This window comes from Paraburkholderia sp. J94, assembly GCF_905220285.1.
GTDB lineage: Bacteria > Pseudomonadota > Gammaproteobacteria > Burkholderiales > Burkholderiaceae > Paraburkholderia > Paraburkholderia tropica_A.
The window spans coordinates 333,271-355,568 of the sequence record NZ_CAJMZH010000002.1; the positions used below are offsets into that span (position 1 = coordinate 333,271).

Annotated in this window: 19 protein-coding genes and 1 riboswitch; of the genes, 10 read left to right on the forward strand and 9 right to left on the reverse strand. The window is 63.5% G+C overall.

Translation table 11 applies throughout. From position 1 onward, the window contains the following. Nucleotides 1-69 precede the first annotated feature (69 nt). The 3 genes from U4Y88_RS04815 (at nucleotide 70) to U4Y88_RS04825 (ending at nucleotide 2,278) form a co-directional block, all read left to right on the forward strand. Nucleotides 70-756, forward strand: a complete 687-nt coding sequence (locus U4Y88_RS04815; protein WP_321782602.1) for a transcriptional regulator — start codon at nucleotides 70-72, stop codon at nucleotides 754-756. Between the two features lie 171 nt (nucleotides 757-927). Then, entirely contained in the window at nucleotides 928-1,842 is a 915-nt protein-coding gene (locus U4Y88_RS04820) for a glutaminase (protein ID WP_310633152.1), read from the forward strand. Nucleotides 1,843-1,936: 94 nt separating this feature from the next. Continuing rightward, on the forward strand, nucleotides 1,937-2,278 hold the full coding sequence (locus tag U4Y88_RS04825) for a zinc ribbon domain-containing protein YjdM (RefSeq protein WP_321782604.1): 342 nt from the start codon (nucleotides 1,937-1,939) through the stop codon (nucleotides 2,276-2,278). On the opposite strand, the gene U4Y88_RS04830 is transcribed toward U4Y88_RS04825, so the two are convergent. Next, entirely contained in the window at nucleotides 2,265-3,518 is a 1,254-nt protein-coding gene (locus U4Y88_RS04830; protein ID WP_321782606.1) for an MFS transporter, read from the reverse strand. The two genes, U4Y88_RS04825 and U4Y88_RS04830, sit on opposite strands and share 14 nt — an antisense overlap. Nucleotides 3,519-3,615: 97 nt before the next feature. On the opposite strand from U4Y88_RS04830, the gene U4Y88_RS04835 reads away from it, so the two are divergent. Beyond that, nucleotides 3,616-3,954 carry an ArsR/SmtB family transcription factor gene (locus tag U4Y88_RS04835; protein ID WP_224009192.1) on the forward strand — a complete coding sequence of 113 codons (339 nt, stop codon included), beginning with the start codon at nucleotides 3,616-3,618 and terminating at the stop codon, nucleotides 3,952-3,954. Nucleotides 3,955-3,960: 6 nt separating this feature from the next. On the opposite strand, the gene U4Y88_RS04840 is transcribed toward U4Y88_RS04835, so the two are convergent. The 4 genes from U4Y88_RS04840 to U4Y88_RS04855 all read right to left on the reverse strand — a co-directional run bounded on the left by U4Y88_RS04840 (nucleotide 3,961) and on the right by U4Y88_RS04855 (nucleotide 8,840). Continuing rightward, nucleotides 3,961-5,142, reverse strand: coding sequence for a porin (locus U4Y88_RS04840; protein WP_321782608.1), 1,182 nt, complete (start codon nucleotides 5,140-5,142; stop codon nucleotides 3,961-3,963). A 90-nt stretch (nucleotides 5,143-5,232) separates the two neighbouring features. Next, nucleotides 5,233-6,423, reverse strand: coding sequence for a M20 aminoacylase family protein (locus U4Y88_RS04845; protein ID WP_321782610.1), 1,191 nt, complete (start codon nucleotides 6,421-6,423; stop codon nucleotides 5,233-5,235). A gap of 47 nt (nucleotides 6,424-6,470) precedes the next feature. After that, complete coding sequence (locus U4Y88_RS04850) at nucleotides 6,471-7,796, reverse strand: MFS transporter (protein ID WP_321782612.1); 1,326 nt, start codon at nucleotides 7,794-7,796, stop codon at nucleotides 6,471-6,473. A gap of 120 nt (nucleotides 7,797-7,916) precedes the next feature. Continuing rightward, entirely contained in the window at nucleotides 7,917-8,840 is a 924-nt protein-coding gene (locus tag U4Y88_RS04855; protein ID WP_321782614.1) for a LysR family transcriptional regulator, read from the reverse strand. Nucleotides 8,841-9,016: 176 nt separating this feature from the next. Continuing rightward, a riboswitch (glycine riboswitch) is annotated at nucleotides 9,017-9,107 on the forward strand. Nucleotides 9,108-9,284: 177 nt separating this feature from the next. Between U4Y88_RS04855 and U4Y88_RS04860 the strand changes: the two genes are divergently transcribed. Next, nucleotides 9,285-10,568 carry a D-amino acid dehydrogenase gene (locus tag U4Y88_RS04860; RefSeq protein WP_321782616.1) on the forward strand — a complete coding sequence of 428 codons (1,284 nt, stop codon included), beginning with the start codon at nucleotides 9,285-9,287 and terminating at the stop codon, nucleotides 10,566-10,568. 46 nt (nucleotides 10,569-10,614) lie between these two features. Here the strand turns inward: U4Y88_RS04860 and U4Y88_RS04865 are convergent, their stop codons facing one another. Genes U4Y88_RS04865 through acnA form a run of 3 tightly spaced genes read right to left on the reverse strand, consistent with a single transcriptional unit; the run spans nucleotide 10,615 to nucleotide 14,946 of the window. Further along, nucleotides 10,615-11,349 carry an ABC transporter substrate-binding protein gene (locus U4Y88_RS04865; RefSeq protein WP_321782618.1) on the reverse strand — a complete coding sequence of 245 codons (735 nt, stop codon included), beginning with the start codon at nucleotides 11,347-11,349 and terminating at the stop codon, nucleotides 10,615-10,617. Nucleotides 11,350-11,383: 34 nt separating this feature from the next. Then, a complete protein-coding gene (locus U4Y88_RS04870; protein ID WP_224009206.1) occupies nucleotides 11,384-12,277 on the reverse strand; it encodes a GntR family transcriptional regulator in 894 nt (297 codons plus the stop codon). A gap of 35 nt (nucleotides 12,278-12,312) precedes the next feature. Then, nucleotides 12,313-14,946 carry an aconitate hydratase AcnA gene (acnA, locus tag U4Y88_RS04875; RefSeq protein WP_321782620.1) on the reverse strand — a complete coding sequence of 878 codons (2,634 nt, stop codon included), beginning with the start codon at nucleotides 14,944-14,946 and terminating at the stop codon, nucleotides 12,313-12,315. A gap of 247 nt (nucleotides 14,947-15,193) precedes the next feature. On the opposite strand from acnA, the gene U4Y88_RS04880 reads away from it, so the two are divergent. The 5 genes from U4Y88_RS04880 (at nucleotide 15,194) to U4Y88_RS04900 (ending at nucleotide 20,793) form a co-directional block, all read left to right on the forward strand. Continuing rightward, entirely contained in the window at nucleotides 15,194-16,255 is a 1,062-nt protein-coding gene (locus U4Y88_RS04880; protein ID WP_321782622.1) for a lactonase family protein, read from the forward strand. A gap of 67 nt (nucleotides 16,256-16,322) precedes the next feature. Beyond that, complete coding sequence (locus U4Y88_RS04885; protein ID WP_321782624.1) at nucleotides 16,323-17,651, forward strand: MFS transporter; 1,329 nt, start codon at nucleotides 16,323-16,325, stop codon at nucleotides 17,649-17,651. Nucleotides 17,652-17,722: 71 nt separating this feature from the next. Next, entirely contained in the window at nucleotides 17,723-18,958 is a 1,236-nt protein-coding gene (locus U4Y88_RS04890; RefSeq protein WP_321782626.1) for a porin, read from the forward strand. Between the two features lie 155 nt (nucleotides 18,959-19,113). Next, on the forward strand, nucleotides 19,114-19,482 hold the full coding sequence (locus U4Y88_RS04895; RefSeq protein ID WP_310631290.1) for a hypothetical protein: 369 nt from the start codon (nucleotides 19,114-19,116) through the stop codon (nucleotides 19,480-19,482). Nucleotides 19,483-19,686: 204 nt separating this feature from the next. Continuing rightward, nucleotides 19,687-20,793 carry a TIGR03118 family protein gene (locus U4Y88_RS04900; RefSeq protein ID WP_321782628.1) on the forward strand — a complete coding sequence of 369 codons (1,107 nt, stop codon included), beginning with the start codon at nucleotides 19,687-19,689 and terminating at the stop codon, nucleotides 20,791-20,793. Nucleotides 20,794-20,959: 166 nt separating this feature from the next. On the opposite strand, the gene U4Y88_RS04905 is transcribed toward U4Y88_RS04900, so the two are convergent. After that, nucleotides 20,960-22,297, reverse strand: coding sequence for a glycoside hydrolase family 1 protein (locus tag U4Y88_RS04905; protein ID WP_321782630.1), 1,338 nt, complete (start codon nucleotides 22,295-22,297; stop codon nucleotides 20,960-20,962). Between the last annotated feature and the right edge of the window lies 1 nt (nucleotide 22,298).

Consider the following 22,298-nt stretch of genomic DNA (forward strand, 5'->3'; position numbering starts at 1 on the left):
ATCGACGTCCTTCACGTCACCTTCACTGCCGCTTCATTGCCGCTTCATTGCCGCCACAGGTCCGCACCGATGCCGAAGAAAGATTCCGCGAAGTCCGCCGCGTCCCGCCCGCCCCGTGCCGCCAGCACGCCGGACACGCGCGCGCGTCTGCTCGAACGCTACGCGCACGTCGCGGACAGCATCACGACGCTGTTCTTCCCGTTCGCGGAAGTCGTGATCCACGATCTCGCGGATCAGACCGTGGCGTATCTCTCGAACAATCTCTCGAAGCGCGAGATCGGCGACGACTCCGCGCTCGAAGACATCGAGGAGACCACGCGCAACAAGCTGCTCGGCCCCTACGAGAAAGTGAACTGGGACGGCCGCCGCATGCGCTGCGTGAGCACCGCGCTATTCGACGACGAGGGCCGCGCCGCGGGCGTCATGTGCATCAACCTGAACATCGCGGCGTTCGAGGACATGCAGGCGACGCTCGATCTGTTCCTGCGCGGCGCGGGCGTGATCGCGCAGCCCGAGGAGCTGTTCAAGGACGACTGGCAGGAGCGCATCAACACCTTCCTGCACGGCTGGCTGCGCGAGCGTCAGGTGGCGCTCAATTCGCTCACGCGCGAGCATCGGCGCGAGCTGGTCGAGGCGCTGCATGCCGAAGGCGCGTTCAAGGGCAAGAGTTCGGCGAATTACGTGGCGAAGGTGCTGGGCATGGGGCGCGCGACCGTCTACAAGCATCTGCGCGAGATGAAGGGCGACGCGGCGTAACAAACGCAGCCGCATCGTCTCGCGAGCGTCGATAAACGCGCGCACGACGCGCACGCACACACGAACGCAGCGGCCAAAAATGCCGGAGCCGCTACAATCGGCGGGACTGCGGCGCGCACTGATGAACGTCTGCGCGCCGCCCTTCGCTCCTCGCCCTTGCCCGCGACGTCCATGAACTACACGCCCATCCTCGACGCGATCCGCCGCGACCTGCAACCGCATCTCGGCTCGGGCCGCGTCGCCGATTACATCCCCGAACTCGCCAAGGTCCGCGCCGATCATTTCGGCATGGCGATCGTCACCGTCGACGGCCAGGTCCACCGCACCGGCGACGCCGACGTGCGCTTCTCCATCCAGAGCATCTCGAAGCTGTTCGCCTGCACGCTGGCGTTCCAGCTGCTCGGCGACGCGCTCTGGGAACGCGTGGGCCGCGAACCGTCGGGCACGGCGTTCAACTCGCTCGTGCAGCTGGAATTCGAAGCGGGCAAGCCGCGCAATCCGTTCATCAACGCGGGCGCGCTCGTGGTCACCGACGTGCTGTGCCGCCGCTTCGTGCAGGCCGAAACCGCGCTCGTCGATTTCGTGCGGCGGCTCTCGGGCGAAGCGGGCATCGGCTACGATCTGCGCGTCGCGCAATCGGAACTCGCGCACGCCGAGCGCAATCGCGCGATGGCGCATTTCATCGCCAGCTTCGGCAATCTGGAAATGCCCGCCGATACGGTGATCGACGCGTATTGCCGTCAATGCGCGATCGAGATGAGCTGCGTGGAACTCGCGCGCGCCGCGCTCTTTCTCGCCAACGGCGGCGTGTCGCCCGCGAGCGGCGACAGCGTGCTCGACGCGAGTTCGGCCAAGCGGCTTTCGGCGCTGATGCTGACCTGCGGGACGTACGATGCGGCCGGCGATTTCGTCTATCGCGTGGGCCTGCCCGCGAAAAGCGGCGTGGGCGGCGGCATCGTCGCGGTGCTGCCGGGCGAGTTCGCCGTGTGCGTGTGGTCGCCGGGACTCGATGCGACGGGCAACTCGGCGGTCGGCTCACTGGCGCTCGAATGGTTGACGACGCGCATCGGCCGCTCGATTTTTTGAGGCTCGCGGCAAGGGCAAACACAGGCAGGCACGCGGCGGGGCGCGGTATACTTGCGCGCTTTCGTTGCCCTGCTTCACGCACCAAGGAATCCCCATGAGCACTTTGCCGCCCTGCCCGAAATGCAATTCCGCGTTCACCTACGAAGACGCGGGCATGTTCATCTGCCCCGAATGCGCGCATGAATGGTCGGGCGAAGCCAGCGCGCCCGCCGAAGCGGCGGCGAAGGTGTATCGCGATTCGGCGGGCAATATTCTCCAGGACGGCGATACCGTCACGGTCATCAAGGACCTCAAGCTCAAGGGCTCGGGCGGCGTGGTCAAGATGGGCACCAAGGTGAAAAATATCCGCCTCGTGGACAGCGATCACGATATCGATTGCAAGATCGACGGTTTTGGCGCGATGAGCTTGAAGTCGGAGTTTGTCAGGAAGGCTTGACGTTGTTTTGGGCGGCGGCCGTTCGTTCGTCGCGAAGCGTCGCCGTCAGCAACATCGCCACGCAGGCCAGCGCCGACGCGGTGATAAAGACCGCGTTGAGCGATCCCAGCCAGCCCGGAAAATGGCCGCCCAGCACGTTGCCCACTGTCGTGCCCAGGCCCAGCAGCACATTGGCCACGGCAAACACGGCGGTCGCGGCCATCGCATCGACCGTCTTGCTGATATAGGCGGGAATGAGGCCGTAAATCGCGTAGAACGACAGGCCGAAGCACACGGCGGCGGCACGCAGTTGCCAGACTTCGGCATGGAACGCGATCAGCAGACCGGAGCCGGCCAGCGCCGCGAACGAAAACGCGAGCGCGATCCGCACACCGGCCTTGTCCGCCGCCATGCCCGCCGCGAATCCGCTGAACAGCCCGACCACGCCGATCGTCGACCAGACCTGGCCGATGATGTCGAGCGAATGGTGCCGCTCATCGGCCAGAAAACTCGACAGATAGTTTTGCCACGGCCCGCAGGCCATGCCGCTCAATGCCAGCAGCATCCAGACTGTGACGTTGGGACGTGTCACGAGCCGCCACACGCCGCCGGATGCAGAGCGATGCTCCGCGCGCGGCGGCGCCTCGCGGACGAAAACCTGCGGTGCGAAAACGCGCAGCGCAAGCAGCCCGACAAGCGCGATGACGAGCGACGCCGAGCCCGCCACGATCCAGATCGAGCGCCAGCCATGCTCCGGCAGGAGCCGCGCCACCAGCACGCCATTCGCGAACTGCCCGTAGGCCGTCCCGCTGGATACGAGGCCGTTCACACGCGACCGGTAATCGAATGGAACCGTCTCCGAGATGGCACCGACGGTCGGGATCATCATGAACGCCGCCGTCGCGCCCAAGCCCGCGAGAGCGAGCCCAACCGACAGAACGTTCTGGACCTGCGCGACCAGCAGCAACAGCAGCGCCGCCGCAACGACCGCACCCACGATGACCTGCCCCGCCCCGTAACGTTTGACGAGGCGCGGACAAACCAGCGCCGCGACGAGATACGCGGTCTGCGCCCCGCCTGTGACGAGGCCGATCGCCGTATAGTCGAACCCGAGCCGTTGGCGCATCACCGGCACCACGAGCGCAAACAGATAGAGCCCAAAGCCGAACACCACCGCCACGAACAGCGTAAAGACGACGGCCACGCTGATCGTGCGCGCGATCGACTGAGTGCTTGCAGACGTCATGGCGTTCGTCGTCATCGTCGCCTCGTGCTTTCTATATCGATAAATATCTATATAGATAGACTACAATATAGATCGGACGAGTCAAGGAAAACGTGGAGGAAAAATTCAAGCCATGCCGAAAAAGGACACCTTCGATGAGGTCCAGTTGCAAGAAGCGCTGAACGCGCTTTCGAATCGCCACCGGCTGACGATACTGATCTGGCTCACCGAGCCGGAAAAGCACTTCCCGCCGCAGCGGGACGCCGATCTGGTGAAGGATGGGGTCTGCGTCAGTTTCATCACCGAGAAGACGGGCTTGAGTCAGCCCACGGTGACCACGCATATGCAGGCGCTGGCGGCGGCGGATCTGGTGACGTCGAAGAAGATCAAAAACTGGGTCTACTACAAGCCGAATCGCTCGGCGATCGACCGCTTGCTCGGCGATCTGGACCGCGCGCTGCGGCCCGCCTGATCGTGTTCAAAACCGGTGCCGAATACCCGCCGTCACGAGCGTTTGATTGTCGCTGCGCGAAGCGCTCACGCCGCCGAGCGCAGCCACCGCCGGTAATCCGCGCGAATCCGTCCCGGACGCGTGCTGATAAAACGCCATCGCGTAGAGATCGGTGCGCTTGGACAACGCATAGTCGAGCGCCAGATCCACCTGGTGATAATGCGCGTGCGTCACGCCGCTGCTCTGCGTATATGAATACGCCGCGCCCAGCATCAACGCGGGGCTCAGCTGAAACTTCAGATTCGCCTCGCCGATATTGAACGTCGCCGTGCCGCGAAACGCTTTTTCGGCCGCCGTGAGCCCCGTCACGGCCACCGTGCCCAGATCCGTGAAGCGCGTGTTGCTATACGCGAGGCCCAGTGTCGTCCGGTCGATCGTATAAGCCGCCGCGGCGGAGAAAATCTTCTGCGTGCCCGCCGATGCGAAGCCCGCATAAACCGGGCTGTAGATATTGTTCGCGGTGGCGCTGTCGTTTGCCTTGTTGCCGAAGAAGGAATAATTCGGCCGGTCGGCGTCCTGGTAACCGACGCCCAGTTTCAGCGGTCCGCGCACAAAACCGGCGCCCACCGCGACGATACGGTTGGTGGCCATCGATCCGGCCTGATTGCCGAACGCGTACATGCCCGATAGCGCGAAGCCGTGGAAAGGCGGCGTCGTGTATTTGACTGCATTGTTGACGCGCGCGAACGTGTCCTGGTTGTCGACGTCGCCGGGATGCGCGCCGTAGCCTGCGCCCGACGCCGCCCAACTGCCGCCCGCCGTGAGATAGCCGGTGTACCAGTAAGCGCTCGAATACTGGCGGCCCAACGTAAGCGTGCCTGCATTGCCCGACAGCCCGACGAACGCCTGCCGCCCGAAGAACGTGCCGTTCTGTGAAATCGTCCCCGAGGTCGCGCTATAGCCGTTTTCCAGCGTGAATATCGCCGATAGTCCCCCGCCCAGATCCTCGGCTCCCTTGATCCCCCAGACGCTCGAACTCGCGTTGCCGCTCGCGAGCGCATATTGAGGCTTGCCGCCCGAGTTCGAATTGAACACCATGCCGACGTCGGCGACGCCGTAAAGCGTGACGCTCGATTGCGCGTGCGCCACGCTCGCAAGCGTGCCCGTCATCATCATTCCCATCGTCACTGCGACTGCGCGATTCCGCATGAAAAGAGCTCCAGTTTCCACGATTTATAATTATTTCGATATCCGAATCAATTGCCGCGCGCGAATTCGAAAAAATTCGCGCGAGTTCTGCTATCGATCGTTACGCAGATACGCTTCAGTGAGCGCCACCCAACAGGCCGCGCCAATCGGAATCACGGCGTCGTTGAAGTCATAACCGTCGTTGTGCAGCGAGCAGCCGACCCACTCGCCCGTGCCGTTGCCCAGCGAGAAATAGCAGCCCGGCATGCGCTCCAGCATCCAGGCGAAGTCCTCGCTGCCCATCTGCGTGGAAGGCGGCACCTGAATCACCTTGTCCGCGCCCAGCACGCTCGCGATCGCCGCGCGCGCGATCTGCGCTTCGGCGGGCGTATTCATGATCGCCGGGACCATGCGTTCGTAGACGATCTCCGCCTGCACGCCCGCCGACATCGCCTGATGCTCGACCACCGCGCGAATGCGCGCTTCGAGCAGATCGCGCACGGCGGGCACGGTCGCGCGCACGGTGAGTTTCAGCGTGGCCGTTTCGGGAATCACGTTATACGTGCTGCCCGCCGCGATCTGCCCCACGCTGATGACGCCCGCATCCACGGGCGCGACGTTGCGCGAGACGATGCCCTGCAACGCCACCACTGTCATGCAGAGCGCGAGCGTGGGATCGACCGCACGATGCGGGATCGCACCGTGTCCGCCCTTGCCGCGAAACGTCACCGTTACGCGATCGGACGAGCCGCCGAGCGGCCCGGCCTGCACGACCGCCTTGCCGACCGGCAGGCCCGGCGCGTTGTGAAACGCATAGACGGCATCGCACGGAAAGCGCTCGAACAAGCCATCGTTCATCATCGCGAGCGCGCCGCTCAGGCCTTCTTCGTCGGGCTGGAAAATGAGGTTCAAGGTGCCGTCGAAGGCGCGCGTGGCGGCGAGGTAGTCGGCGGCGGCGAGCAGCGTCACCGTGTGGCCGTCGTGACCGCACGCGTGCATGCGGCCATCGATCGTGCTCGCGTAAGGCAGGCCGGTGCGTTCCTGCATCGGCAACGCGTCCATGTCCGCGCGCAGGCCGATCCGGCGCGTGCCCTCGCCCACTTTCAACTGGGCGACCACGCCGTGACCGCCGATGCCGGTATGCACGTCGTAGCCCCATTCGGTCAGCAGTTGCGCGACGAGCGCGGCGGTATCCGGCACGTCGGCGCCGAGTTCGGGATGAGCGTGGATGCGATGGCGGATCGCGGCAAAACGCTCCGCCGAAGCCGCAAGAGCGGCGGGAACAGGATCGCGCTGATTCATGGCAGTGGGTCGAGTCGTGGGAATGTCGATACGGCGGGCAAGCGGATTCAATCGCGGCCCGGATGGCTCGGATAAAGCAGAAGCGCGATAAAGCTGATCAGCGACGCGCAGAGCAGATAGCCCGCGGGCGCCATTCGGCTGCCGGTCGCGCTGATGAGCCAGGTGACGGCGAGCGGCGCGAAGCCCCCGAAGATCGTCACGCCGAAGCTGTACATGATCGACATGCCGGTCGCGCGATGATGACGCGGCAGCGCTTCCATCATCATCGCCGTGCCCGCGCCGGTGCCGATCGACATCAGCGTGCCGGAGATCGCTACGCAGAGCATCACGAGCGGCAGCCCGGCTCCCGACGAAAGCAGCGTGAAGTTAGGAATCACAATCAACATCGAGAGCAGGCTGTTGGCGATCAGCAGCGGCTTGCGGCGCGGCAGTTTATCGGCGAAACGGCCGAAGATGGGCGCGAGCACCAGCATCGTGAGACCCGACACGCAGGTCGCCGCGAACGCGGTCACCGGCGGCATGTGCAGCGTGCGCACCAGATAGGTCGGCATATAAAACACGATCACGTACATCGACGACGTCGTGCTCGTCATCAGAAACGTGCCGATTACGAGCGTGCGAGCGTGTTCGCGCATCACCGCGCCCACGCCGTTGCGCGCCGAAGGTTTTGCGCTCGCGTGGGTTTCTTCCAGATGCCTGCGGATATACAGGCCGACCGGCGCGATCAACAGACCGAGCAGGAACGGCAGACGCCAGCCCCACGCTTGCAGCGCCTCGGGCGACAGCGATGCGGACACCGCGACGCCCGCGAGCGCGCCTGCGAGTGCCGCGCCGCCTTGCGTCGCCGCTTGCCAGCTCACGAAAAAGCAGCGGCGCGCCTTGCTGCCCGACTCCATCAGCAACGCGGAAGCCGCGCCGATCTCGCCGCCCGCCGAGAGCCCTTGCAACAGGCGTCCGAGCACCACCATGATCGTTGCGCTCGCACCGATGCTCGCGTAGCTGGGCGTCAGCGCGATCAATGCGGTGCCGGCCGTCATCAGCGCGATGGTCAGCGTGAGCGCCGCCTTGCGTCCGCGCTGATCCGCGAGATTGCCGATGATGACCGCGCCGAGCGGGCGCATCAGAAACCCGGCGCCGAATGTCGCGAACGACAGCAGCAAGGACGTGAGCGCGTTGCCGCCCGGAAAGAACAGCTTGCCGATGGTCACGGCGAAGAAGCTGTACAGCGTGAAGTCGTACATTTCCAGCCCGTTGCCGATCGCGGCGGCAACGATGGCGCGGCGCGTGGGCGCGCGTCGGACGGGTTCGGCCGAATTCAACGTGTGGCTCATGGCGGACACGCCGTCGTTCAGCGCGTGGGGCATTTCGTTCATTGACGTCCTCTTGTCGGAGCGATCGGATAGCGGCGTGCGTCACCGGAAACCAGTGTTTGTTGCCAAAATCCACGCGACAAGTGACGGATTTTCAATCCATTGACGTCTGGTTATAGCGGCTCACGGTTTGAGCGTGTGCGGGCGCGTCGGGTCGTAATCGCGCAACGCGGCGGCGATGGCGTCGTGCAGGCGTTCCGCCGAACCCGGCAACGTATGACGATCGCGCGTCACGAGCGAAATCACGCGTGCGGGCAAGGGCTCGGCGAGTTCGAAAAAGTCCATCGTTTCGCGCATGAAACGGCTGCTCGTGGATTCGGCCGAGAGCAGGATGAGCGTGTCCATCTGCGAACACATCGCCAGCGCGAGCGACATCGACGAGCATTCGATCACGCGCGCGGGCAAGGGCAGGCCGTGATCGGCGAACAGATGCACGAAGGGCGTGCTCGCGTCCGCGAGCGGATCGAGCACGATCCATTCGGCCTCGCGCAAGGCGGCCAGCGAGCGCTCGCCGCTCAGCGGATGCCCCTTGCGCGCCGCCACCAGCGTGGCCATGTTCAGCACGGGCGTGCAGTCGAGCAGGCTGTCGGGCGCCATGCGCTGCGAGCTCAAGGCGAAATCGAGCGTGCCTTCGCGGACCTGTTCGAGCAACTGGTTCGGCCGCATTTCCAGCAGACGCAAACGCGCCTGCGGATAATCGCGCCGGAAGGCCGAAAGACAATCGGCGAGCGGACGCAGCAGCGCGGTCACTGGCGTCACGCCGATGCTGATGTCGCCGACCGCGTTGCCCTTCATCTCCTCCATGTCGTCGCGCGCGCGGCGCACGTTTTCGCTGATGAGCCGCGCATGGCCGACGAGACGCTGCCCCGAAGCGGTCAGCTGAACACCCTTGCTGGAGCGCACGAACAGCGTCGCGCCCACCTGCCCTTCGAGTTCCTTGAGCGCTTTGCTCAATGCCGATTGCGTGACGTGCAGCACGCGCGACGCTTCGAGAATGCTGCCGGTTTCCGCCACGACGGCAAGCGCTCTCAGTTGATGCAGTTTCATATTTGGACAATGGAAGAAGAACGGGAAGGCAGATCGCAGTTTAACCGCAACGCCACGCGGTTTTTTTGGGTTCGCCGCATTCAATCCGGCAAAACCCTCATGCAAAACATCGCAGAGCGAATTTTGAAAAAGCGGTTGCCGTGCGCGCGGTGCGCGGCTAATCTTGACGCGTTCGCACACGCTGCATGGGAGAGATCGTTCGACCGGAACGACGCCGACGGAGCAACCGCCCCGGAAACTCTCAGGCAAAAGGACCACGCAGCCGGAACATCTGGAGAGCGGCGCATCATCGCGATGGCGCCCACCGAAGGGGAGCCACGCGCCCATTCAACGCGCGGGCGAAACTCTCAGGTACATGGACAGATGGGGCATCGGCGCCGGTTGCAATCGGCCGGCGATGCCTAACGCAATCACTGCGCGCAGCGATGCACACTGGACCATGTCATGTCACGAATCGCCGTTATCGGCGCCGGCATTACCGGCGTCACCACCGCCTATGCGCTCGCACGGCGCGGCCATCACGTCACCGTCATCGATCGTCACCGCTACGCCGCGATGGAAACCTCGTTCGCGAACGGCGGCCAGCTTTCCGCGAGCAATGCGGAAGTCTGGAACAGCCGCGCCACCGTGTTCAAGGGCCTGCGCTGGATGCTCAGGCGCGACGCGCCGCTGCTCATGAACCCGCGCCCGAGCTGGCACAAGTACAGCTGGATCGGCGAGTTTCTGCGCCAGATTCCGAATTACCGCAGCAATACGATTGAAACCGTGCGTCTCGCGATTGCCGCGCGCGAACATCTGTTTTCGATTGCGCAACGCGAGTCGATCGAATTCGATCACGAGCAGCGCGGTATTTTGCACTTCTATGCAACGCGAAAGGAATTCGAGTCGGCCACGAAAGTGAATGCGCTGTTGCGCGAAGGCGGACTCGATCGGCGCGCGGTCACGCCGGAGGAAATAGGCGCGATCGAGCCGACGCTGCAAGGCGATTTCCACGGCGGCTTTTTTACCAAATCCGATTCGACTGGCGACATTCATAAGTTCACACGCGGCCTGGCACTGGCGTGCGAACGGCTTGGCGTCGAGTTTCATTACGACACCACGGTGCAGTCGATTGACGATGCGGACAACGCCGGGGTCTCGATCGCCACGGTGCGCGATGCGCTGCCTGCCGTTTCAACGTTCGATCGCGTGGTGATCTGCGCGGGCGTGGGCAGCCGCGCGCTCGCCGCGCAGATCGGCGACCACGTCAACGTGTATCCGGTGAAGGGCTATTCGATTACCGTGTGCCTCGACGATCCGGCGAGCCGCGAGGCCGCGCCGTGGGTCAGCCTGCTCGACGACGCCGCGAAGATCGTCACGAGCCGCCTGGGCGCCGATCGCTTTCGGATTGCGGGCACTGCCGAACTCAACGGCGCGAATCGCGACATCCGCTCGGACCGTATCGAGCCGCTGGTGCGCTGGGCGCGCACGCATTTCCCGTCGATCTCGACGTCGCGCGTGATTCCGTGGGCGGGCTTGCGGCCCATGCTGCCGGGCATGTTGCCCCGAGTCGGCCGAGGCAGGCAGCGCAACGTGTTCTACAACACGGGCCACGGCCATCTGGGCTGGACGCTGTCGGCGGCGACGGCAGAAGCGGTCGCCACACTGATCAGCGATGAGATCGCGGAGTCTCGCCCGCTTGTCGTTGCGTCGACAACGACATTGGCGCGAGCCGTTCAGGCCGATTGATCGATTGATCGATCGACAGATTGAAGGACGAAAGGCGCTCGCGTGTTCAGGCCGCGGGCGCCACCGACGCCCCTTCGATCCCATGCCGCGCCAGCGCCTCGGCGACAAAGCCCGACGCCTTCTTTTGCTCGACGAAATCCGCGAGCACGGCGGCGGCCTGCTCGCCACGGCTTTTCGCCACCCCCATCGCCTGGCGGATCACCATGAAGCGCTCGTCGAGCAAACGCAGGCCGCCAATCTGGCGCGCATCGGCCTGCAATTGCTGCTTCACCCCCGCGGCCACTTCGAGCCCTTGTTCGATGAAGGTTTGCACGACGGTCGGCGACGTCGGCGCGCGCACGATCTGCGCGGCTTTCAGCTCGCGCGTGAGGAACAGATCGTAGGCGCTGCCCTTGCCCACGGCGACGCGATTGTGCGGCGCGTCCACCTCGGCGTTGCTGCGAACCGGCGAATCGTCGCGCACGAGATAGAACCCTTCGATCAGCACATAGGGCGCGGTGAACGCAATCGTCTCGCCGCGTTTGGGATCGACCGCGAAGAAGCCGAAATCCGCGCGCTCGTCGCTCACCGCCTCGACCGATTTGCCGGCCGCATCGAACACCACGAGTTCGAGCGGCACGCCCAGATACGCGGCGAAATCGCGCGCGAGATCGACGGACACGCCGAACGGTTCGCCCGTGGCCGGATCGCGATTCGCGAGAATCGGATTGCCGAGATTGATGGACGCGCGCAACACGCCCGTGGGTGCAAAAGCTTGAACGACAGCGGGATCGATAGTCATGGTGTGGGTGCAACGCCGCGTGCCGGGCGTCGATTCAGGGTTCAAAAATTTCGCGGATGTTCGACAGCGCGTCGAGCGTATGCAGCAAATGCTGACGCAATTCCTCGGAGGCTTCTTCGTTGCGCTCCTGCTCGAGCAGTTCGAGCACATAAAGATGCTGCTTCGCGTGCTCGACATAGCGCTCGCGATGCTGCATCGAGCGATACGAAAGCAGACGGCGCACGCGATTCACGCGCCGGATCGTGTCGATGAAAAAACTGTTGCCCGACGCTTCGACCAGCGACTCGTGGAATCGCACGCCACGTTCGTGCAGCTGATCGGCGGTATCCGTTTCGATGCCGCCCGCCAGCAGATGCTTTTCGACTTCACGGCAGCGTTCGAGCACCTTGCGATCGAGCTTGTAGCCCGGTTCGAGCAGCGCGGCCGGCTCCAGCGCGAGACGCAGACGATAGGACTTGAGCAGGCTGTCCGGCGTCGTCAGCATGGGCGAGAACTCCCAGCCGTAACCCGGCTTGCGCTCGGCCCAGCCCTCTTGCGCGATGCGGCCGAGCACGGCGTTCAGTTGTCCGCTCGTGAGACCGTAGCGCGTGCGGATCAATTGCTCGGAAAAGGTATCGGGCAGCTCGCCCTTGAGACGGTCGTCGGCGATCTGGAAATACACGCGCGTCACAAGGTCGGTTTCGGCGAGACCGAGTTCGTCCACCACATCGGACAGCGAATCGAGCACCGGCCGCGCCACGAAAAAGCCGCGATTCTTCTCGCGCGTGAGCACGCCCTTCTCGTGCAGCAGCGCAAGCGCTTCGTTCACGGGCGAGCGCGAAACGCGCAGGCGGTCGGCCAGCATCTGCGCGGGCAGATGCGCGCCGGCCTCCATGCCTTCGGTACGAATCAGGTCGATAATTTGCGTCGCAATGGATCGGTCGATCATCTCATTCAGCCAGCCGCGCAACGTCGGGGCTTCGTTCAGCGGCCCCCTGTTGCGAGTGTGTTTTGCAGGATCAGCGGAATCACGCCGCCCGAGCGCAGCAAGCTGCATTCGAGTTGCGTTTCCACGGCGGCGCGCACGTCGATCGATTCGATGCGGCCATCGGCGCGCACGATGCGCACCGGCACCGCGCAGCGCGGCGCGAGCGTCGCGGCATCCGCCTGAACGTCGAGCATATCACCCGGCTGGAGCGCGAGCGTATCGGGATGGGTGCCAGGCGCGAAACGCAGCGGCAGAATCCCCATGCCGATGAGGTTCGAGCGATGGATGCGCTCGAAGCTCGCGGCCAGCACCGCGCGGATGCCGAGCAGCCGCTGGCCCTTCGCGGCCCAGTCGCGCGACGAGCCCGTGCCGTAGCGTTCGCCCGCGATCAGCACGACCGGATCGCCGGCCTCGGCGTAACGCTGCGCGGCCTCGAAGATCGGCAGCACGTCGCCGCTCGGCACGTGCAGCGTGTGCGCGACCGGCATGCCCGGCTTCAGGCGGTTCACGAGCGTCTTGTTGTAGAACGCCGCGCGCATCATCACTTCCCAATTGCCGCGCCGCGAGGCGAACACGTTCAGATCGTCGCGATCGTCGCCGCGCGAGACGAGGAAGTCCGCCACGAAGCTGTCTTTCGGAATCGCGCTCGCGGGCGAAATGTGATCGGTGGTGATGTCGTCGCCGAGCACGAGCAGCGGATACGCGCGATAGCTGCCGAGCTGGCTGCCCTGATCGGCGGCGGCGAACGGCGGGCGGCGCAAGGCCGTCGATTTCGGGTCCCACGGAAAGCGCGCCGAAGACGGCGCTTCCAGGTCGTGCCACGCGGGATTGCGGCTCGCCACGGCGAACGCACGCGGATAATCCTCGGGATCGGCCGATTGCGCCACGAGCGCGGCCACTTCCTCGCGCGTGGGCCAGAGATCGCGCAGATAGACCGGCGTGCCGTCGGCGGCGGTCTGCACCGGCTCGCGGCTCAGATCGATTTCGGCGTTGCCCGCCAGCGCGAACGCGATCACGAGCGGCGGCGACATGATGAAGCCGAGATCGAGATCGGGATGAATGCGGCCCGCGAAATTGCGGTTGCCCGAGAGCACCGCGACGGGATAAATGCGGCCCTCGGCCTGCGCCGCGCGCACGCTCTCCGTGAGCGGCCCCGAATTGCCGATGCAGGTCGTGCAGCCATAACCGACGATATCGAAACCCACGGCCGCGAGGTCGTCGATCAAACCGGCGCGCGCGAGATACGTGGCGGCCGCGGGCGAACCCGGCGCGAGCGATGTCTTGATCCACGCGGGCACGTTCAGCCCTTTCGCGCGCGCCTTGCGCGCCACCAGCCCGGCGGCGATCAGCAAGGCGGGATCGGATGTGTTCGTGCAGCTCGTGATGGCGGCGATCGCCACGGGATGACGCGGCATGCGTGGGGGCTGCGCGTGCGGTGTTGTCGGCACGAAGTCGAATTTCGCGAGCGCCTTGGGCAGCATCGTGTAATCGAGCAGATCCTGCGGACGGCGCGGCCCGGCCACGTGCATGCCGATCGACGCCAGATCGATCTCGATCGTGCGCGTGTAGCGCGGCGCGGCCTCGGGATCGAACCACAGACCCGCCGCGCGCGTGTACGCCTCGACGAGCCGGATCGCGTCTTCGCTGCGACGCGTGGCGCGCAGGTAATCGAGCGTGTGCGCGTCCACCGCGAAGAAGCCCGTCGACGCGCCGTACTCCGGCGCCATGTTCGCCACGACTGCGCGCTCGCCCGCCGTCAGCGTCGCCACGCCCGGCCCGAAATACTCGACGAATTCGCCGGACACGCCAATCGCACGCAGCCGCTGCGTGACCGTGAGCGCGAGGTCGGTCGCGAGCACGCCGGGCTTGAGCGCGCCCGTGAGTCGCACGCCGATCACGTCGGGAATGCGCTGCATCACCGGCATGCCGAACATCACCGTCTGCGCTTCGAGACCGCCCACGCCCCAACCGAGCACGCCGATGCCGTTGATCATCGGCGTGTGGCTGTCCGTGCCGATCATCGTGTCGGGCACCGCCCACGTTTCCCCTTCCCGCTCGACGCGCGTGACCACCGTCGCCAGCTGCTCCAGGTTGATCGTATGCATGATGCCCGTGCCCGGCGGATGGATGCGCACGCCCGTGAGCGCCTGCGAGGCCCAGCGCAGGAAGCGATAGCGCTCGGCATTGCGGCGCAGTTCCAGCGCGAGATTCTTCGGCGCAGCGTTTAGCTTCCCGAAATATTCCACGGCGAGCGAGTGATCCACCGACGAATCGACCGGCAGCACCGGATTGAGCGCGGACGGATCGGCACCGGCTTCGGCGAGCGCGTCGCGCATTGCGGCGATATCGACGAGCGCGGGCGTGCTGGTCGTGTCGTGCATCAGCACGCGATTGGGCTGATACGCGATTTCGTGCTCGCTCGTGCCGCGCTCGCGCCACGCGAGGATCGCGTCGACGGCCGCGCGGCGCTCGTCGCCGTCCATGTTGCGGATGACGTTTTCGAGCAGCAGGCGCAGCACGACGGGCAGCTCGCCGAGCTTCGCGCCGAACATCGCCGGCAGATCGACGAAGCGCAAGCGGGCCCCGGCGACGTCGAGGTGGCCGGTCAGTGGGGTGTCAGTGTTTTCCATGACTGTATTTTTGCACTTTTCCAGGACAAAATGCAATCATAGTGAAAACCCCAAACATAACAATCTGGAGACAAGCATGGAAAAATCCGGCCGCGACGCCTCTGCTGCGCGCTTGAATACGAAGCGCCGCCGGCTCGTCCAGGCGGGCGCGGCGCTCGGTGCGATGGCGCTGACGGGCAGCGCGCCGCGACCGGTTTTCTCCGCTGAAACGGCCTCTGGCCCACGCGTTTTAAAAGGAATGAACCCCATGTTTGCTTATGTCGGCTCGCGCACCACGCGCGAACGCAACGCCCGCGGCGATGGCATCAGCGTGTATCAGGTCGATGCCCAGACCGGCGCGCTCACGCTCGTGCAACTCGTCAAGGATCTCGTCAACCCGTCGTTTCTGGCGCTCTCGCACGATGGCGAACGGCTCTATACCGTGCACGGCGATCTCAGCGACATCAGCGCGTTCAAGGTGGACAAGGCCACCGGCAAGCTCACGTTTCTGAACCGCCAGAGCACCGGGGGCAAGAACCCCGTGCATCTCGCGATCGATCCGGGCGGCCGTTACGTGGTGGTGTCGAATCACATCGGCGCGAGCCTGGCCGTGCTGCCGATCGCCGCCGATGGTTCGCTCGAACCGCTCACGCAACTCGTGCATCTGGACGGCCCGATCGGCCCGCACCGCATCGAACAGAAGCAGGCCAAGCCGCACTTCAACCCGTTCGGTCCGGGCGGCCGCTTCGTGATCGTCCCGGACAAGGGCCTCGACCGCACGTTCGCGTTCCGCTTCGACAACGGCACGCTCACGCCCGCCGCGCAGCCCTTCGTGGAATCGCGCGAAGGCGCGGGACCGCGCCACATCGCGTTCCATCCGGGCGGCGAATATGCCTGGGTCGTCAACGAACTCGATTCGACGGTCACTGCTTACCGCTACGACGCCGACACCGGCGCGCTCACGCCGCTGCAGGTGCTGTCGACCCTGCCCGACACCTTTACGGGCAACAGCCGCGCGTCGGAAATCGAGGTGGATCGCAACGGCCGCTTCGTCTACGCCTCGAATCGCGGCGACGACAGCATCGCCGTGTTCCGCATCGACGCGTCGACCGGCCATCTGCGTTTCGTGAGCGCAGAACCGACGCTCGGCAAGACGCCGCGCTTCATGACGAGCACGCCCGACGGACGCTTCATGTACGCGCTCAACGAGGACAGCGACACCATCGTCGCGCTCGCGATCGACGCGCAAACGGGCCGCCTCGCACCCACCGGCTTCGTCGAAAAATCGGGCAGCCCCGTCTGCATGGTGTTCTCGCACGCGCGGACCTGATCCGCCCGCTCATCGTCATTCCGCATTTCAGAGGCATGCGGCGGGCTCGCCCCGCCGCTGGAGACCTATGCACTTCCCCACTACGACCCTCGACGAACGCGCGGTCGTGCGCAAGATCGCCTGGCGCATCATTCCGTTCGTGTTCGTGCTGTACATCATTTCCTATCTCGACCGCGCCAATATCGGCTACGCGGCGTTGCAGATGAACCGCGAACTGGCGCTCAGTAGCGAAGCATTCGGCTTCGTTTCGGGCATTTTCTTCATTGGCTATTTTTTGTTTGAAGTGCCAAGCAATGTGATGCTCTCGAAGTTCGGCGCGCGCGTATGGATCGCCCGGATTCTCGTGACATGGGGCGCGATCTCGGTCGCCTCTGCCTTCGTGCAGACCGCGACGCAGCTTTATGTCGTGCGCTTTCTGCTCGGCGTGGCCGAAGCAGGCTTTTTCCCCGGCATCATCGTCTATCTCACGTACTGGTTCCGCGCGAAGGAACTCGCCACCACGGTCGCGCTCTTTACGGCGGCGATTCCGGTGTCGTACATCGTGGGCGCGCCGTTGAGCACGTGGATCATGGATCACGTTCAATGGTTCGACTGGAGCGGCTGGCGCTGGATGCTGGTGCTCGAAGGCGCGCCCGCCGTGGCGGGCGGCATCGTCTGCTTCCTGTTCCTGAGCGACCGCCCCGCCGATGCGAAATGGCTCTCGCCCGCCGAACGCGAATGGCTGCAAGGCCAGCTCGCCGCCGACGCCCGCGCGCGGCCGAATGCACGTCACTTCGGTTCGCTCAAGGCGATGGGTAATCCCAAGGTGCTGTATCTCGCGTTCATTTACTTCGTGTATCAGTGCGGCAGTCTTGGCGTAGGTTACTGGATGCCGCAGATCATCAAGGGATTTTCGACGGCGCTCACGCATACGCAGATCGGCCTGATCGCGATGGTGCCTTACCTCTTCGCCACGATCGTCATGGTGCTCTGGTCGCGCCATTCCGACCGCCGCAACGAACGGCGCCTGCATTCCGCGATTCCGCTGGGCGTGGCCGCGCTGGCGCTGCTCGGCGCGGGACTGTCGGTCAACCCGTATGTGTCGATCGCGATGATCAGCCTGAGCCTCGCGGGACTCTACGCGTTCAAGTCGCCGTTCTGGGCGCTTCCCACCTTGTTTCTGTCGCGCTCGACGGCGGCGATTTCCATCGCGGTCATCAATTCGATCGGCAATCTCGGCGGATTCGTGGGGCCGTTTGCGATCGGCTATATCAAGGGCAGCGGCTCCAGCGCGACGCCCGGCCTGCTGTTCCTCGCCGGTTTGCTGGTTCTCGCGTTCCTGATGACGCTGTTCCTGCGCCTCACCGAACAGGCCGAACGCGACGAGGCAGGTTCGATGGCCAATTCTCACCACTAGTCGGCACCTGCGGCGCTTCGGGATGAAGCGCCGGAAAACAAAGGCACAAACGCGTACTGGAGACATCGCGAATGAAAAAGTCCGCAATTTATTTTGGTATCCTGATTACTGGTTCAGCCTATTCGTCGGCTGGCAGCGCGCAAAGCAGCGTCACGCTTTACGGCGTGATCGACAGCGGCATCAACTATACGAATAACATCCAGAAGGGAAAGACCGCGAACGCCTTTAGCGGCGGCCATCAGATCGCGATGATCGAAGGCGGCTCGGCAGGCTTGCAAGGCAGCCGCTGGGGCATCACGGGAAGCGAGGACCTCGGCAACGGCATGAAGGCGATCTTCCTGCTCGAAAGCGGCTTCTACAGCAATAACGGCGCACTCAATCAAGGCGGCGCGATGTTCGGACGACAGGCCTACGTCGGCATCAAAAGCGATCTGGGCACCGTCACGCTCGGGCGGCAATACGATCCCGTCGTCGATTTCTTCCGGCCTTATCTGGCCTCGCCGCAATGGGGCGGTTACATGACCGCGCACCCCAGCGACCTCGACAATGCGCAGAATACCCGGCGCATCAATCATTCCATCAAGTTCCGCAGCAGCACATGGAACGGATTGACCGTCGAAGCGATTCTGGGACTCGGCGGCGTCGCCGGTTCATTCGTACAGAACTCGATCTGGGGCGCAGGAGCATCGTATGCGGCCGGACCGTTCTCAGCGGGTGCCGCTTACCTCAATGTGAGCAACCCCAATCTCTCGTTCTTTGGCGCGAATCCGAATGCGGGACCCGCGACGTCGAATAATCTCGGCAGTTTCGGCAGCGCGACGAGTCCCGAATCGAATCCCGTATTCGCGGGCTATGCGTCGGCGGGCCGAATGGAAATTGCCGCGGCTGGCATGGGATTGACACTCGGCGCATTCAATACGAACGTCGCGTATTCGAATACACGGTTCGGCAATCTCGGCTCGGCGGCAGGACCTGATCCGCTGCACTATGCGGGCACCGCGGCATTCAATAACGTCGAAGTGAATCTGCAATACCAGATGACGCCCTCCCTGCTCACCGGCATTGCGTACGATTACACGCGCAATGGCGGTGCGGGCGGCAAGGAAGGCGCCGACTATCATTTGTTTAGCGCCGGAATCGACTGGTTTCTGTCGAAGCGAACCGATGTGTATTCCATCGCGGTCTATGAGAAGGCTGACGGCATGGATTCCACCGGCCGCGCGGCGGTCGCGCAGATCACCGGGCTCACGCCTTCGTCAACCGATAAGCAGGTGGCGTTGCGGGTGGGGATCCGGCACAGGTTCTGAGCGCCAATCACGGAATAACTCCCCCGCCCCGTCCGTTTAAGCGCTAGGACAGTGCGGATCGCCACTGTTCCAATACGTCATCGCGATTGCGCCGGGTCTGCACCTCGTCCCGCCGTGCGAATGCGTTGCGCCCTTTCCTTAAACGGACTGAAACCATGAAAAGAGCCCTGTTATGCCTCGCGGCCATCGCGACCCTCGCACTGCCCGTCGCGTCATTCGCGGAGACACCGAAAATCGCCAATGGAATGGTGGTCGACGATGACGGGATGACGCTTTATGCATTCGACAAGGACACCGTACCGGGAAAGAGTGCCTGTGCCGGCGCCTGCGCCACGATGTGGCCGGCCGCAATCGCCGATTCGTACGACAAGGCAAATGGCGATTGGGGATTCATTGCGACCAGTGATGGCAAACATCAATGGACCTATAAGGGCCGGCCACTGTATCGTTTCGCGCAGGACAAACAGCCGGGACAAATGAACGGCGACGGATTCAAGGGGATATGGCATACCGTGAAGCCCTAAAGCCGATCGGTGCGTATTCGAGTTGTCATCGAACGAGGGAAGCCGGTGAATCGACGTGTTGACGTCACGATCCTGATGATCGTGCGTCAGCGCGCTTGCGGCTTTCCCTTATTTCCAGAGATATTCCATTCACCGTGGAATACAGACACATCGGTGCCCGTTTAGACCACGTGAGTTTGCTGTGACGATGCCGGAGGTACCATCATGAACCCGGGTCTTGTCATTCGTCTTATTCTTTCCGAAAGCGCCGCGCTGTTATTGCTGGCTGCGTGCGGTGGCTCTGGAAATTCCATGCCATCATCGTCGATGCCCGCTGCCGCTACGCTGTTCACGGAAACAGCGCTGGTCTCGGACGGCGCGGTAGCGGCCTCGCACACCGATCCCAATCTGCAGAACTCGTGGGGCATCGCGTTCAATCCTTCGGGCTTCGTCTGGGTCGCTGACAACGGCAGCTCCGTCGCCACGCTCTACGACGGAAATGGCGTGCCCCAGTCGCTCGTCGTCACGCTCCCGACGGGCGCAAGCGGCTCGGCAGATCCGACCGGCATCGTCTTCAATGGCACGACCAGCTTCAGCATCAGCGCAGGCGGGAAATCGGGTGTCGCCGCGTTTATCTTCGATGGCGAAGGCGGCACGTTGACCGCGTGGTCGCCCGCGGTGAACGCCACCAACGCGATCGTTGCGTACGACGATCAAAGCGGCGGCGCCGTGTACAAGGGACTCGCGCTTGCGAGCAATGCGGGCGCGAACTTTCTCTACGCGACGGACTTCCACAACAACAAGATCGACGTGTTCGACACGCACTTCGCGAAAGTGACGATGCCCGGCGGTTTTCAGGACCCGACGCTGCCAGCCGGCTTCGCGCCATTCGGCATTCAGGCCATCGGCACGAAACTGTTCGTGACCTACGCCATGCAGGACGCGGCGAAACACGACGATGTCGCCGGCGCAGGCATGGGCTTCGTCGATATCTACGACACCGCGGGCAACCTGTTGCAGCGTTTCGCCTCGCGCGGGCAACTGAATGCACCGTGGGGTATCGCCCAGGCGCCCGCCAATTTAGGCAGCCTGAGCGGGACCATTCTCGTGGGCAACTTCGGCGACGGCACGATCAACGCATTTGATCCGGCAACCGGCGCATTCATGGCGACCGTCACGCTCTCGAACAACACGCCGTTCAAACAGGATGGACTGTGGGGCATCGCGTTTGGCAACGGCCTCAACAATCAGCCCTCCAATACGCTGTTCTTTGCGGCAGGCCCGAACAAGGAGGCCGATGGTCTTTACGGACGTCTTGATATGAAGATGTAAAAGCGAGAGTTTGCTGGTGCGAGGCACAGGAATGCCTGGTTCACTGAATCCGGCAAGCGGCATACTTATTAGCCCCCGGTATTACCGCGAGGTCATACCGGGGGCTAATGCTCGCCCTGCCATCATTCACGCCAACTCTGCTGATGACCCGGGCTACCAGACGAAATCAGGCAGCCAAAAAACGCTTGCTCTTAACGATGGAAGCAAGCACTGAAGCGCTCGGTTTTGCGGTGCGAACGAAAGTCGTACGATCGACCGAATACAACCCGAACTTTGGCCCATAGCCAAACAGCCATTCGAAATTATCAAGCAGGCTCCAGTGAATATACCCATGTACCGGCACGCCATCTTTCATGGCGCGCTGCATGGCCTCGATGGCGAGTGGGATATAGCGTACGCGCTGAGCGTCATCGATCCCGTCAATGCCGTTTTCAGTCACGATCACCGGCAAACCGGTCGCGCTATGGGCGTAGCGCACTGCACCCTCCAGGGAGTCCGGGTAAAACTCTTCCCCGTTAGCCGTCATTTCCGCCCCCGCCGGTGGCGGCATCGCGCCGTTCCGGTCCAGACGCTGCCGTCCATAGTTTTGAACGCCGATAAAGTCCCCTGTACGCGCGGCTTCCATCCAGACGCCATAGACATCCTGCCGCTTTTGATCGCGCTTGCTGTCAGGGCCCACGGCCTGATCGTCCGTGATCGACAGGCTAACTCCCACCTTGACTCGCGGATTGACGCTCTTTATCGCTTCAACGCCCTTTTTATGGGCCAGAATCATCTGTGCCGTTTTGGGCTCCGCATCGCCGACATTCGCTGACGAGAATCTCGTCGATCCGCTGGCCCTTGCTGCTGCGGCCAGCATCGCCTTTTGACCTTCCGCGAATCCGGGTGGAAATGCCAGCGGCAACCACGAAATGATTTTCAGGATGTTTGGCTCGTTCAGCGTGGTCGCATAACTCAACCTGTCGCCCATGTGACTCGCAACCCGCTCACAATACCTGGCGAAATGATCGGCTGAGCCTTCCACTTCCCAACCTCCCGCAGCGGCGAACCATATCGGCGTCGTGAAGTGATTGAACGTCACCATGGGCGTCAGGCCCCGCTCACGGCAACCATCCATCACCCTTCTATAGTGGTCGAGCATCGCAATGGAGTATTCGCCCTTTGCTGGCTCGATCCGCGACCATTCGATCGAGAAGCGGAATGTATTCAGCCCGAGATCGCGGACGATATCCAGGTCTTCCCGCCATCGGCTGAAACTGTCGACTGCATCGCCGGACGGCGTTTGAAAAATAGTCGGGGAAACGTGCTCGAGCATCCATGTATCGGCATTCGTGTTGTTGCCTTCGTACTGGTGACCGGCCGTCGCGACGCCCCAAAGAAACGAATTCGACCGGTTTTTGTAGCCTTCGGCGAAAGCTGCTTTGGAGAATGGCATTGCTGCTGCGCTCGTTGCCATCAATTTCAACATGGCACGTCTATCAAGATTGGCGTTCAATTTGTCCATA